Annotated in this window: 14 protein-coding genes and 1 pseudogene; 14 read left to right on the top strand and 1 reads right to left on the bottom strand. The window is 63.8% G+C overall.

Annotated features, from left to right (window positions below; translation table 11 throughout):
• The 9 genes and pseudogenes from JOZ76_RS25270 to JOZ76_RS25230 form a co-directional block, all read left to right on the top strand.
• Positions 1–188 (top strand): annotated as a pseudogene (locus JOZ76_RS25270) (ABC transporter permease); the annotation flags it as partial.
• 34 nt (positions 189–222) lie between these two features.
• The gene (locus JOZ76_RS25265; protein ID WP_291703250.1) at positions 223–1,221 is read left to right on the top strand and encodes an ABC transporter substrate-binding protein; all 999 of its coding nucleotides are present in this window, start codon (positions 223–225) and stop codon (positions 1,219–1,221) included.
• A 16-nt stretch (positions 1,222–1,237) separates the two neighbouring features.
• Positions 1,238–2,086 carry an ABC transporter ATP-binding protein gene (locus JOZ76_RS25260; RefSeq protein ID WP_291703248.1) on the top strand — a complete coding sequence of 283 codons (849 nt, stop codon included), beginning with the start codon at positions 1,238–1,240 and terminating at the stop codon, positions 2,084–2,086.
• A 3-nt stretch (positions 2,087–2,089) separates the two neighbouring features.
• Positions 2,090–3,490, top strand: coding sequence for a hypothetical protein (locus tag JOZ76_RS25255; protein WP_291703246.1), 1,401 nt, complete (start codon positions 2,090–2,092; stop codon positions 3,488–3,490).
• The gene (locus tag JOZ76_RS25250) at positions 3,487–4,638 is read left to right on the top strand and encodes a Gfo/Idh/MocA family protein (RefSeq protein WP_291703245.1); all 1,152 of its coding nucleotides are present in this window, start codon (positions 3,487–3,489) and stop codon (positions 4,636–4,638) included. The genes JOZ76_RS25255 and JOZ76_RS25250 overlap by 4 nt, the downstream gene beginning before the upstream one ends.
• A gap of 12 nt (positions 4,639–4,650) precedes the next feature.
• Entirely contained in the window at positions 4,651–5,844 is a 1,194-nt protein-coding gene (locus JOZ76_RS25245) for a dihydrodipicolinate synthase family protein (protein ID WP_291703243.1), read from the top strand.
• Positions 5,844–6,707 (top strand): sugar phosphate isomerase/epimerase family protein, encoded by an 864-nt coding sequence (locus JOZ76_RS25240; RefSeq protein WP_291703242.1) that lies wholly within the window; start codon positions 5,844–5,846, stop codon positions 6,705–6,707. Before JOZ76_RS25245 ends, JOZ76_RS25240 begins: the two co-directional genes overlap by 1 nt.
• A 124-nt stretch (positions 6,708–6,831) precedes the next feature.
• Positions 6,832–7,266, top strand: coding sequence for a hypothetical protein (locus JOZ76_RS25235; RefSeq protein ID WP_291703241.1), 435 nt, complete (start codon positions 6,832–6,834; stop codon positions 7,264–7,266).
• A 71-nt stretch (positions 7,267–7,337) separates the two neighbouring features.
• The gene (locus tag JOZ76_RS25230) at positions 7,338–7,619 is read left to right on the top strand and encodes a hypothetical protein (RefSeq protein ID WP_291703240.1); all 282 of its coding nucleotides are present in this window, start codon (positions 7,338–7,340) and stop codon (positions 7,617–7,619) included.
• Between the two features lie 136 nt (positions 7,620–7,755).
• On the opposite strand, the gene JOZ76_RS25225 is transcribed toward JOZ76_RS25230, so the two are convergent.
• Positions 7,756–8,976 (bottom strand): cytochrome P450, encoded by a 1,221-nt coding sequence (locus JOZ76_RS25225; RefSeq protein WP_291703239.1) that lies wholly within the window; start codon positions 8,974–8,976, stop codon positions 7,756–7,758.
• Positions 8,977–9,158: 182 nt separating this feature from the next.
• Between JOZ76_RS25225 and JOZ76_RS25220 the strand changes: the two genes are divergently transcribed.
• The 5 genes from JOZ76_RS25220 to JOZ76_RS25200 all read left to right on the top strand — a co-directional run.
• A complete protein-coding gene (locus tag JOZ76_RS25220; RefSeq protein WP_291703238.1) occupies positions 9,159–9,704 on the top strand; it encodes a thiamine pyrophosphate-binding protein in 546 nt (181 codons plus the stop codon).
• Positions 9,701–10,291 carry a thiamine pyrophosphate-dependent enzyme gene (locus JOZ76_RS25215; RefSeq protein ID WP_291703237.1) on the top strand — a complete coding sequence of 197 codons (591 nt, stop codon included), beginning with the start codon at positions 9,701–9,703 and terminating at the stop codon, positions 10,289–10,291. The genes JOZ76_RS25220 and JOZ76_RS25215 overlap by 4 nt, the downstream gene beginning before the upstream one ends.
• Before the next feature lie 67 nt (positions 10,292–10,358).
• Entirely contained in the window at positions 10,359–11,060 is a 702-nt protein-coding gene (locus tag JOZ76_RS25210; protein WP_291703236.1) for a TetR/AcrR family transcriptional regulator, read from the top strand.
• A gap of 1 nt (position 11,061) precedes the next feature.
• Positions 11,062–12,255 (top strand): efflux RND transporter periplasmic adaptor subunit, encoded by a 1,194-nt coding sequence (locus JOZ76_RS25205; protein WP_291703235.1) that lies wholly within the window; start codon positions 11,062–11,064, stop codon positions 12,253–12,255.
• Positions 12,256–12,353: 98 nt separating this feature from the next.
• On the top strand, positions 12,354–13,070 hold a 717-nt coding region (locus JOZ76_RS25200), incomplete at its 3' end, for an efflux RND transporter permease subunit (RefSeq protein WP_291703234.1).

Below are 13,070 nucleotides of genomic sequence, written 5' to 3'. Positions count from 1 at the left end.
GCTCCAATTCCGGCATCGGCTATGTGATGCAGCGCTCGATCGGCACCTTCGATTTGCCGACCATGTTTGCCGCGCTCGTCATCCTGGCGCTGCTCGGCGTCATCCTGTTCTGGATCGTCGACCGCATCGAGCGGCTGGTACTGCCCTGGCACGTCAGCCAGCGCGAGGAGATCATCTTTGCCTCGTAGCGACAAGAACAGCGGAACAAACGGGAGGACGATAATGATGCGATGGATGAGCGCGGCCGCAGCCGCATTGTCTTTGACGGCGCTGAGCGCCGCTCCGGCGGCGGCCGCCGACAAGGTCCTGCTGATGCTGAACTGGTACGTCTATGGCGAGCATGCGCCGTTCTATTATGGCAAGGCCAAGGGTATCTACGCTGCTGAAAACATCGACCTCGAAATCCAGGAAGGCCGCGGCTCGGCGGCCACCACGCAAGCCGTCGCCGCAAAAACCGCGGATTTCGGCTATGTCGACGTGCCAACCATGATGCGCGCGGCGATCAAGGGCGCGCCCGTGATCGCGACGGGCGTGCTGCTGCAGACCAGCCCGATGTCGGTGATGGGATTTGTCGACAAGAACATCAAGAAGCCCGAGGACCTCAAGGGCAAGACGGTGGCGATCACGCCGGCCGACTCCATGACCCAGATCTGGCCGCTGTTCCTGAAGAAGACGGGCCTCAAGGAAAGCGACTTTCAGACGGTCGCCGGCGACGGCCAGACCAAGCTGAACGCCGTCATCAACGGCCAGGCCGACGTGCTGCTCGGCTATGTCATGGACCAGTCGATGAAGATCAAGGATGCGACGGCTAAGGACGTCTATCCGATCAAGTTCGCCGACTACGGTATCAACATGGTATCCTCGGGCATCATCGCCAACACCGACTACGTCAAGGCCAACGCCGATCTCGTCCGCCGCTTCATGGCCGCGACCACCAAGGCGGTGGAGGCCGCCGAGAAGGACCCGAAAGCGGCGGCGCAGGCGATCCTCGACGCCAACCCCAAGGGCGGCAAGATCGACACACTGACACAGGGCTTTGAGCTGACGATCCCGCTCTATCGGACAAGCGAGACCAAAAGCAAACGGCCGTTCCAGGTCACCGACCAGAACATGACCGACACGGTCAACCTGATGGTTGAATATGGCGGGCTGGACGCGAAGGCCAGGGAGAATCCGAAGGCGTTTTACACTAACGATTATCTGCCCAAGGGCGACTCGTGACGGGATACGCTTAAAAATGCCGCCGGCCACGCGACCGGACTGGACCGATCAGCGCGGGGCGCATCTGCGCCCCGTGAGCGATCGTGCCGGCACCGCCACGCCGGGCATCAAACTCACCGGCGTCTCGAAAACCTACCGTACGCGCGACGGCGACGTACCGTCGCTGCGCCCGCTCGACTTCCAGATCAACGACGGTGAGTTCTTCGTCGTGGTCGGTCCCTCCGGTTGCGGAAAATCCACGCTGCTAAAAATGATTTCAGGGCTGCTGCCGCCCTCGACCGGCGAGATCCGGGTCGACGGGCAGGTGGTGACCAGACCGCACGGCAATGTCGGCATCGTCTTCCAGAATGCGCTGCTGCTCCCCTGGCGCAATATCCTCGCCAACGTGATGCTGCCGATCGACATGAAACGGCTGCCGCGCGATCGTTATCTCCCGCGCGCGAAAGAGCTGTTGAAGCTGGTCGGGCTCGAAAGTTTTGAGAAAAAGCTGCCGTGGCAGCTCTCCGGAGGCATGCAGCAGCGCGCCTCGATCTGCCGCGCGCTGGTGCACGATCCCCGCATCATGCTGATGGACGAGCCGTTCGGCGCGCTCGACGCGATGACGCGCGAGCGCATGAATATCGAGCTGATGCGGATCCAGCGCGAGACCGGCAAGACCGTGCTGCTGATCACCCATTCCATACCGGAAGCCGTGTTCCTCGCCGATCGCGTGCTGGTCATGACCGAGCGGCCCGGCGCGATCGCCGCGATCTATGACGTGCCGCTGCCGCGTCCGCGCACGCTCGATGCGATGGCCGATCCGGTCTTCACCGACCTGGTGCAGCGCATCCGCAAGCATTTTTTGACCCAAAGCACGCTGGATTGAGCGATGGCACCTCGCCTTGCCGTGCGCGACATTTCTTTCTTCGAACGACCGGTCACGTTTGCCCGGCCGTTCCGCTTCGGCGCGGCCATGATGGAGGCTGCGATACAGGCGTTTGTGCGGGTGGAGATCGAAGTCGAGGGAAGGGGCCGCGCGACCGGCGCGACGGCCGAACTGCTCGCGCCAAAATGGTTCGACAAGCGGCCGCAGCTCTCCGCTGATGACACTGTTGTCGAGCTGAAACGCTCGCTTCAGATCGCGCGCGAGCTGTATCTGGCGGCGCGCGAGGACACCGCGTTCGGCCTGCATGCCCGGATCATCGGCGCCCAGGTCGAAGCGTGCGCGAGAGAGGACATCCCGCCGCTCGCGGCCGCATTCGGTCCGGCCGAGATTGATAAGGCGATCCTGGATGCGCTGCTGCGTGCCGCAGAGGTCAATTTTTTCGACGGCATGGCGCAAAACATCGCCGGTGTCGACGCGCGGCTGTCCGGCGATCTCGCGAATGATGATGTCACGCAGTTTCTCGCCACGCGGCGCCGGCGCGAGCGCGTCGCGGTCCGGCACACTGTCGGCCTCACCGACAGGATTGAGGGGGACGGGGGCCTCGGCGATCCGCGCGCGACCTCGCTCGCCCGCTATTTCAAGCTCAAGCTCGGCGGCGATCCCGATGCCGATTCCGCGCGGCTCGCGCGCATTGGCCGAGCGCTGGCCGCCTTGCCCTACGACTGTCACGTCACCGTCGATGCCAACGAACAATATGCCGAGCTCAGGGCGCTCGAGGTCCTGGTCAATCGGCTCGATCGCGATGCGGCGCTGCGGCCGGTCACGGATCGGCTGCTCTACATCGAGCAGCCGCTCCCGCGCGAGATCGTCAGGCACTCGCCGCTGGGATCGCTGGCGCGGCGCGACATCATCATCGACGAGGCCGACGATTGCTACGACGCGTTCCCGGTGGCCTGCGCGCTCGGCTATCGCGGGGTGTCCTCAAAATCCTGCAAGGGGCTCTACAAGTCGATCATCAACGCCACGCGCGCCGCCAGATGGAGCGCGGAAGGCGGCCGATATTTCGTGACATCGGAGGATCTGACCTGCCAAGCCGGGCTCGCCGTGCAGCAGGATCTGGCGCTGGGCGCGCTGCTCGGCATCAGCCATGCCGAGCGCAACGGCCATCATTACGTCGACGGTTTGGCAGATAGCCCGCGAGCCGAGGCGCAAGCGTTTTGCGCCGCACATCCGGACCTCTATCGCGATGATGCTGGTACGATCCGGCTCTCGATCCACGACGGTGATCTTCTCACCGGGTCACTGACCAGGCCGGGCTTTGCCAGCGCCGTTCACCCAGTGTGGTCCAGCCTGTTGCCGCTGGCGCAGCCCGCGGCCAAAATCCTCTCGGAGCAATCGACATGACGACGAAGCGCCTCGGCCTGATCATGAACGGGGTCACCGGCCGCATGGGGCTGAACCAGCATCTGATCCGCTCGATCGTCGCGATCCGCGACCAGGGTGGCGTCAGGCTCAAAAATGGCGATCGCGTGATGCCGGATCCAATCCTGGTCGGGCGCGACGCCGGCAAGGTCGAGGCGCTGGCGCGGCGCTTCGCCATCACGCGCTGGACCACCGATCTCGACCAGGCGCTCGCCGACAAGGACGACAGCGTGTTCTTCGATGCCGCGACCACGCAGGCACGTCCATCGCTGCTGACAAAAGCTATCAACGCCGGCAAGCATGTCTATTGCGAGAAGCCGATTGCGACCACGTTCGAGGATGCGCTGGCGGTCGTGAAACTCGCCAACGCAAGGGGCGTCAAGCACGGCACGGTGCAGGACAAGCTATTCCTGCCGGGCTTGAAAAAACTCGCCTTCCTGCGCAACTCCGGATTTTTCGGCCGCATGCTCTCGGTGCGCGGCGAGTTCGGCTATTGGGTGTTCGAGGGCGACTGGCAGGAGGCGCAGCGGCCGTCCTGGAATTATCGCAAGGAGGACGGCGGCGGCATTATCCTGGACATGGTCTGCCACTGGCGCTACGTGCTCGACAATTTGTTTGGCGAGGTCGAGAGCGTCACCTGCCTCGGCACAACGGACATTCCGGAACGCTGGGACGAGCAAGGGAAAAAATATCAGGGGACCGCGGACGATTCCGCCTATGCCACGTTCCGCCTGAAAGGCGACGTGATCGCGCACATCAACATGTCATGGGTGACGCGGGTCTATCGCGACGACCTCGTTACCTTCCAGGTCGACGGCACGCTGGGCTCGGCGGTCGCGGGGCTGACCGACTGCATGATCCAGGCGCGGCAGGCTACCCCGCGGCCGCTCTGGAATCCGGACGAAGAGCGCCTACACGATTTTTATGCCGATTGGCAGAAGCTGCCGGACAATGCGATCTACGACAATGGTTTCAAGGAACAGTGGGAGCTGTTCATCCGCCATGTCTGCGAGGACGCGCCTTATAAGTACACGCTGCTCGAAGGCGCCAAGGGCGTGCAACTCGCCGAATGTGCCCTGAAGAGTTGGCGCGAGCGGCGCTGGATCGACGTCGAACCGATCAGACTGTGAGGGAGGCCATTCATGAACAAGCCGGGTCTGCCTGTTTCCACCATGTCATTGAAGCTGCCGACCGACGGCGGCGGCACCAAAATCTATCGGCTCGCCGCGTCGCGGGTCTTTCCCGCCAAACTGCAGAGTCCGCTGAACCGCGTGGCGTTCTCGGCGGCGCATGTGGTCGCCGATCCGCTCGCCGATGTCGATCCGTGGCTGTCAGCCGCCGTCGACTGGGACCGCACGATCGCGTTCCGCGAACATATCTGGGATCTCGGGCTGGGCGTCGCCGAGGCGATGGACACGGCGCAGCGCGGCATGGGCCTGGACTGGGCGACCTCGCTGGAACTGATCACGCGCTCGGTGAATGCGGCGCGGGCGCGCGGCAACGCGCTGGTGTTTTCCGGCGCCGGCACGGACCATCTCGCGGTCGAAGCGGCTGATAAAATCGACGACGTGATCCGCGCCTACGAAGAACAGATCGCAGCGATCGAGAAGGTGGGCGGCCGCATCATCCTGATGGCCTCGCGCGCGCTGGCAAGACTCGGCCGCGATGCCGACGACTATGCCAACGTCTATCATCGCGTGCTGTCGCAGGTCAGGGAGCCCGTCATCATCCACTGGCTCGGCGACATGTTCGATCCGGCACTCGCCAATTATTGGGGGACAAGCGACCTCGATGTCGCGATGGACACCGCGGTCGACATCATCAATGCCAACGCAACAAAGGTCGACGGCATAAAAGTCTCGCTGCTCGACAAGCAGCGCGAGATCGACATGCGCCGGCGGCTCGACAAACGCATCAAGATGTATACCGGCGACGACTTCAATTATGCCGAGCTGATCGCCGGCGACGAGCACGGTTTTTCCCATGCGCTGCTCGGGATTTTTGACGCTATCGCGCCGGCCGCATCGTTCGCGCTATCGCGGCTGGCGGCTGGCGACGCGGCCGCGTTTCACGACGTGCTCGGGCCGACGGTGCCGCTGTCGCGCCATATCTTCAAGGCGCCAACGCGCTTCTACAAGACCGGCGTCGTTTTCATGGCCTATCTCAACGGCCACCAGGATCACTTCACCATGGTCGGCGGGCAGGAGAGCGCGCGCTCCACGCTGCATCTGGCAAAACTGTTCCGCCTGGCAGACGAGGCCGGCCTATTCGCCGATCCCGAGCTGGCGACACGGCGTATGAAGGCGGTGCTGGCCGTCCGCGGCATCGAGGCGTGATGCGGGATTTTTCGGCCGACCATCGCTGGCTGTCGCTGAACACGGCGACGGTCCGCAAGCAGGGCGATCTGGTCCAGATCATCGAAGCCTGCGCGCGCCACGGCATCCGCGCCATCGATCCCTGGCGCGACCAGGTTGCTGGCGTCGGGCTCGATCGCGCCGTGCGCGCCATAGGCGATGCCGGACTTGAATTGTCGGGCTATTGCCGCGGCGGGATGTTCACCTCGGATGCAGCGCGCCGGCGCGAGGTGCGCGATGACAATCGTCGCGCCATCGACGAGGCAAAGGCGCTGGGCGCGCCCTGCGTCGTGCTCGTGGTCGGCGGCCTGCCGCAGTTTTCGCGGCGCGGCAGCACGCCATCGAGGGATATCGGCGCGGCCCGCGCGCAGGTCGAAGACGCCATCGCCGAGATGCTCGCTTATGCGGGCGAAGTCGGCATGCCGCTCGCGATCGAGCCGCTGCATCCGACCTATGCCGCCGACCGCGCCTGCATCAACACGACGCGGCAGGCGCTCGATATCTGCGACCGGCTCGACCCTGGGCGCACTGGGCTGCTCGGCGTCGCGCTCGACGTCTATCACATCTGGTGGGACAGCGAGGTGTTGTCGCAGATTGCGCGCGCCGGAAAAGATCGTCTGCTGGCGTTTCATGTCTGCGACTGGCTGGTGCCGACAAAAGACATGCTCAACGATCGCGGCATGATGGGGGATGGCGTGATCGACATCAGGGCGCTGCGCGCCGCCGTCGAGGCGCAGGGCTTTTGCGGCTACTCCGAGATCGAGATTTTTTCCAACGCCTGGTGGGACCAGCCGATCGACGATGTCCTGCGCACCTGCATCGCGCGCCACCGCACCGTGGTGTAAATTTCGTAGTAAATTTCGTACGGTGGGCAAAGGCGCGCGAGCGCCGTGCCCACCGTTCTTCCCGTGCGTACACTGTTGGTGGGCACGCTTCGCTTTGCCCACCCTACAGCCGACGCAGTCACGTGTGAAAAAACACCAGCGGCAGGACGACAAAGGTCCATATGAACACGATCGCCAGTCCGCCGAGGACGGCGGCATCTTCAGCGCGATGCGGCATGGCAGAGTCTCCCGAGTTCGTGAGCCGGTTGTGAGACAACGTGCCTACCGCGCAAGCGTTGCTACTTTGGGCGACGAAGAAAAATCGCGAGGCGCCTTAGCGTCATGGCCGCTCGCTATCGCGCAATCGTGGATCGCTATCGCGAACATGATGTTTCGAAAAAGCAACGCTGCCTTTTCGGTTCTTGCGTTAACCCATTCGTCGCAAATCTGTGCCTTGCGCTCGGCATCCGGTTTGACTATGTGGATCCATCGTCAGCTTGCCGCCTTCGGCGAAGAGATACATGCGCGATGTGATTCACATCGTGCCGGTATCAAGGTGCAAGCACAACAAAGCGCTTAACGCGCTAGAGTTCTGGTGGGAGGAACGCATCGAGGCGAGCCACGCTTGGTCATTTAACGAACGGAAACACCATGTGGTATCGACTATCGATCGCAGCCTCCGCAATTTTCATCATTGGCGGTGCCGCCGCCACGGCTGCTGAACTGCCCACCTATGAAGTCGCGGGTTTTCCCGCGAGCCCTGCTCAGATCGCGGTCCTTGGAGCGGCCGGCGCTCAGGAGCGGGCGCCTGAACTCGCCGGCATATCGGCATCTCCGGTCCAGATCGCGGTGCTGAAGCGGCACGATCAGAAGACGACCGTCAGAAGCGGGCGGTCGACCACTGGGCTCGCCCGGCTTTCCACGGGCAACTAAGGCAACGCTCGTCATGGCGAGCGAAGCGATCCAGAACGGCAGGGTGGGCTAAGCGAAGCAAGCCCACCGCCAATGCGAGCCGCGAATAGATGGTGGGCACGGCGCGCGAAGTGCGCGCCTTTGCCGACCTACAGCACTATGCCGTCGCGCAGGGTACGCTCAAAAAGCCGCGGAAGCGGACGCGGCCGCCGCGCACCGGCGTGCCGCGGAGCGCATAATTCGGAAAGCGCGCGAGGAAGCGCGAGATCGCGACCGCGCCCTCAAGCCGCGCCAGCGCCATGCCCGCACATTGATGCGCGCCGGTCGCAAAGGCGAGATGACGGTTCGGCGTGCGAGCGATGTCAAAAGTTTCCGGATCGGCAAATTGCGCCGGATCGCGGTTCGCCGCGCCGATGCATAGCGTCACCGACGTGCCGGCCTCCAGCACGACGCCGCCGAGCTCGACCGGCTCGGTGGTCATGCGGTTGCCGAGCTGGTTCGAGCTCTCATAGCGCAGCATCTCCTCGACCGCGCTCTTGATCAGCTCGGGCTGCTGGATCAGCTTCAGTTTCTGCTCGGGATGCTCGGAGAGCGCCACCAGGCCGTTGCCGATCAGGTTGGTGGTGGTCTCGTGGCCGGCATTGAGCAGGAAAATGCAATTGTGCAGCAGCTCCTTCTCGTTCAGCCGCTCGCCGTTGGCCTCGCCCGCAATCAGCCGCGTCAGCACGTCGCGATCGGGATTGCCGGGTTTGGCGCGGCGGCGCGCGAGCAAGGTTTCGAGATAGGCAAGGAAGCCGTCCACCGCGGCATTGCCGCGCAAAGCCTGCTCGGCATTGATCACCGGCTCCAGCGCGCCCAGGATCGCGAGCGACCAGCCGCGCAGCGGCTCGCGTTCGTCGCGCGGCACGTCGAGCAGATTGCCGATCACCTCGACTGGAATGGCCGCGGCGAAATCCGCGATCAGTTCAAACTGGTCTTTTGTCGCAATCGTATCGAGCAGGCCGTCCACCAGGCGGATCAGATCACCCTCCATCTCCGCGATCGCGCGCGGCGACAGCGCGCCCATGATCAGCCGCCGCACGCGGGTGTGCGCGGGCGGATCATTGAACACCAGGCTCGTGGTGTGGTGCTCGTAGAGCAGCGTCTCGCCATATTTGGGCGCAAACTCCCTTTTCTTGTCGGAGCTGAACGTCCGGGTGTTCTTGTAGACGGTGGCGAGATCGTCATAGCGGGTCAGGAAACAGGTGCCGCTGGCCAGCCGCTTCACCGGCTCATGCTCGCGCAATGCCCGATAGGTCGGGTAGGGGTTGGCATAAAATTCCGGCGTCAGCCGCGCCAGGTCGAATTTTTTGGCCAGCTCTCGCGCGTTTCCGCTCATCCCCTGCTGCCCTCAAGTAGTTTCATTTGCAACTAATCTTACGGGCGGCGCCGGAGCGGTGCAACAGCATTTGGAAAGCCCGCTGATCGCAGAGCCATATGCGGATTTTGCGCTTTGATGGGAGGTGCGGCTCCGTCTAGAGTTCAGCCTCATCGCGAACCAGCCGCCCGGACACAGAAGAAATGCACGCCCGTGCCGACACTGCCGCCGAACAGGCAGCCTCGTGGCCAAACGAGATCTTTGCTGTCCTGCAGCGCTTCGAGGTCCGCCAGGTACCTTACGTGCCGGACGCAGGCCATTCGCAGCTGATCGCGCGCGTGCTGGCTTCGCCCGGCATGCGCGGCATTCCCCTGACCACGGAAGAGGAGGGCGTGGCGCTGCTGGTCGGCGCCTTCGCCGGCGGCCAGCGCGGTGTGCTGCTGATGCAGTCCTCCGGCGTCGGCAACTGCATCAACATGTTGTCGCTGACGCAGGTGTTCCGTTTCCCGTTCCTGACGCTGGTGACGATGCGCGGCGAATGGGGCGAGTTCAATCCCTGGCAGGTGCCGATGGGATCGAGCACGCAGGCCGCGTTCGAACTGTGCGGCGTCAGGGTGTTGCGGGCCTCGCATCCCGCGGAGGTCCGCGAAGTGGTCGAGGCGGCGGCCGCCCAAGCCTATAATGCCTGCACGCCGACGGCGGTGCTGCTGTCGCAGCGCCTGATCGGCGCGAAGGAGTTCACCAAATGAGCAAGGCCAATCTCCTCGACCGTCGCCGCGTGGTGTCGGCGCTGCTTGCGGATCGCAAGGAGGCGCTGGTGGTCGGCGGGCTTGGCGCCGCGACCTACGACATTGCCGCGGCCGGCGATCACGCGCGCAATCTCTATCTCTGGGGCGCCATGGGCGGGGCGGTCATGATCGGCCTCGGCCTGGCGCTGGCGCAGCCTCAGCTTCCCGTCGTAATCATCACGGGCGACGGTGAGATGCTGATGGGGATGGGAGGCCTCGCCACCGTGGGCCTGCAGAAGCCCGCCAACCTTTCGATTATCGTGCTGGACAACGAGTGCTATGGGGAAACCGGCGGCCAGATGAGCCACACGGCCGCCAGCACCGACCTGGTCGGCATCGCGCGGGCCTGCGGAATACAGAACGTTCATGCGATCTCGACTTTGGGTGAGGTCGAAGCCTTTGCCAAAACCTTGCAGGATGTCGCCGCCGGCCCGCGCTTTGCCAGCGTGAAGATCGACAGCGCCAACCTGGAGCGGGTTCTGTCCAGCCGTGATGGTAATTTTATACTGAATCGGCTACGTGGCTCCCTCGGGCTCAATCCGATGTGATTCGCGCTGATACTGCGCTGCAATATTTTACCTTGACTTAGATCAAGTGAGTGATTACTCACGAACGATGTCCAGCCTCCGCATGACCAGCGACCTCCGGCGGCAATTGATCCTCAGCGCCGCCAAAAGGTGTTTTGCCCGCCACGGCTTTGCCGGCACCACGACCAAGAGCGTGGCGGCCGCCGCGGCGATTTCGGAAGCGCTGCTGTTCAAGCATTTTCCGTCCAAGGCCGCGCTCTATGCCGAAATCCTCGCCGAGGAGTGCGAGGCCGATCCGGATCTCGCCCACCTGCTGTTTCAGCCCCCATCGACCGCGACCCTGGTCGAGCTGGTCCAGGGGATGGTCGGCCACTTCCTGCAGATCGCCAACGGCTCGGATGAGGAAGAGGCGCAGCGGCTGCGACTGATGGTCACAAGCCAGCTCGACGATGGCGAGTTCGCGCGGCTGCTCTATGGCAAAGTTGCCGGTCTGATCGGGTCACTCTTCAAGGCGTCGCTCGATCGCGCCATTGCCGCGGGCGAAGCCGTACGCGTGGGCGGCGAGCCGCTCAATCTGTTCTGGTTCGCGCACCACACGGTGTTGACCGCGGCGCTGTCGCGGCTTCCCGCCGTGCCGTGCCTCACTTACGGAAACGCCGCCGATTTGGAGCGGCAGCTCTGCGAGTTTCTTCTTCGCGGGATCGGACTTAACGAAGCCGCAATCACATCCCATCTGAGCCGCGATTTGCCGCAGCACCTCGCTCCGCAGGTGACTGCAGAGGGTGCATGAGATGAATATCGTCACGGAACAACATATCTCGGGCAAGCCGGTCAAGGAGACGCCGCGCACCCGTCCTGTGCGGATGGTGCGATGGTTCATCGTCATCGGGCTGCTGCTCGGCGCTCTCGTCGGCGGCCTCGTCTGGTTCAATCATTTCCGCGACCAGATGATCAAACAGTTCTTTGCCAACAACAAACCACCGCCAATCAATGTGAGCGTGGCCGAAGCGAAAGCCGAGGTGGTGCCGAACCTCCTGACCGCGGTCGGGGATCTCGCCGCCGTGCACCAGGTCAACGTGACCTCGGACGTCAGCGGGCGCATCACCGACATCATGTTCACGGCCGGCGCCCATGTGACGGCGGGAACGCCGCTGCTGCAGATCTATGATGCGCCCGACCAGGGCGACCTCGCCAACTTCAAGGCGCAAGCCACCGTGGCTGAGCTGTCGCTCGACCGCGCCAAGCAGCTCGCCGCGCGGCAATTTGGTCCTCAGGCAACTGTTGACCAGGCCCAGGCGACCTACGACCAGGCGATGGCCGGCATCGCCAAGACCGAGGCCATCATCTCCCAGAAGAAGGTGCGGGCGCCGTTCGACGGCGAGCTCGGCGTGCGTCACGTCGAGGTCGGCCAGTTTTTGAGCGCGGGTACGATGATCGTCACGCTTACCGATCTGTCGGAGCTCTATGCCAACTTCACCGTGACCGAGAAGGATTCTGCCCAGCTGAAGGTCGGACAGGTCGTCCGCGTCAGGGTCGACGCCTATCCAGGCCGCGACTTCGAGGGCAAGATCACGACCATCGAGCCGCAGATCGCGACCGACACGCGCAACATCTACGTGCAGGCGACGATCGCCAATCCCGATCACATCCTAAAACCCGGCATGTTCGCGACCGCCACGGTGGTGCTGCCCGACAAGCCGCCGGTCATCACCGTGCCGGAAACGGCCGTGGACTACACGCTCTACGGCGATTCCGTGTTCCTGATCACCGAGAAGACCGGCGACGACGGCAAGACCTCCCTGTCGGCGGTGCGCACCTTCGTGCAGACCGGGAACCGGGTCGGCGGGCGCGCGGAAATCTTGAAGGGCCTGAAGCCGGGCGATCGCGTGGTCGCGGTCGGTCAGATCAAGGTGCCGTCGGGTGCGGCGGTCGCCATCTCGAACGATCCGCCGCCACCAGTCCCGGCCAATCCGCCGCGTTACTGAGAGGGGTGCAATCCGCTTCGATGGGCCGTCCGCGCCGATGCGCGGCGGCGTCGATCAGAGATGCGCCCGAGAGATGCTAAAACCAGAGGCTGCCCGCGATGGCCCTAACCGATATTTTCATCAAGCGTCCCGTGCTGTCGGTCGTGGTCAGCATGCTGATCCTGCTGATCGGCCTGCGCGCCGCGGCCGTGCTGCCGATCCGGCAATATCCGAAATTGTCGAACACGGTCGTCAACGTCACGACGGTCTATCCCGGCGCAGCCGCCGACCTTATCCAGGGCTTCATCACCACGCCGATCGAGCAGGCTGTCGCCTCGGCCGAAGGCGTCGACTACATCACCTCGTCCTCGGTGATGGGCACCTCGACGATCCAGGTCTATATCAAGCTCAATTTCGATCCGAACCAGGCGCTCACCGAGGTGCTCGCCAAGGTCAATTCGGTCAAATACCTGATACCGAAGGAAGCTAATGACCCGATCGTCACCAAGACGACCGGACAGACAACGGCCGTGATGTATCTCGGCTTTTCGAGCGAGGAGCTCACCGGTTCGGCGATATCGGACTATCTGACCCGCGTCGTGCAGCCGGTGCTCTCAACGGTCGATGGCGTCGCCTCCGCCGACATCCTCGGCGGCCAGACCTTTGCGATGCGGCTGTGGCTCGATCCCGTGCGCATGGCCGGGCGCGGCGTGTCGCCAGGCGACGTCGCGGCCGCGATCGCGGCCAACAATTTCCAGTCGGCGGCCGGCCAGTCGAAGGGCTACTTCATCGTCTCCAACGTCAAGACCAATACGGGCCTGACCGACGTCAACCAG

This window comes from Bradyrhizobium sp. (assembly GCF_019244115.1).
Lineage (GTDB): Bacteria > Pseudomonadota > Alphaproteobacteria > Rhizobiales > Xanthobacteraceae > Bradyrhizobium.
The sequence above is the reverse complement of the archived record's forward strand: the minus strand, read 5'-3'. Positions and strand labels throughout refer to the sequence as shown.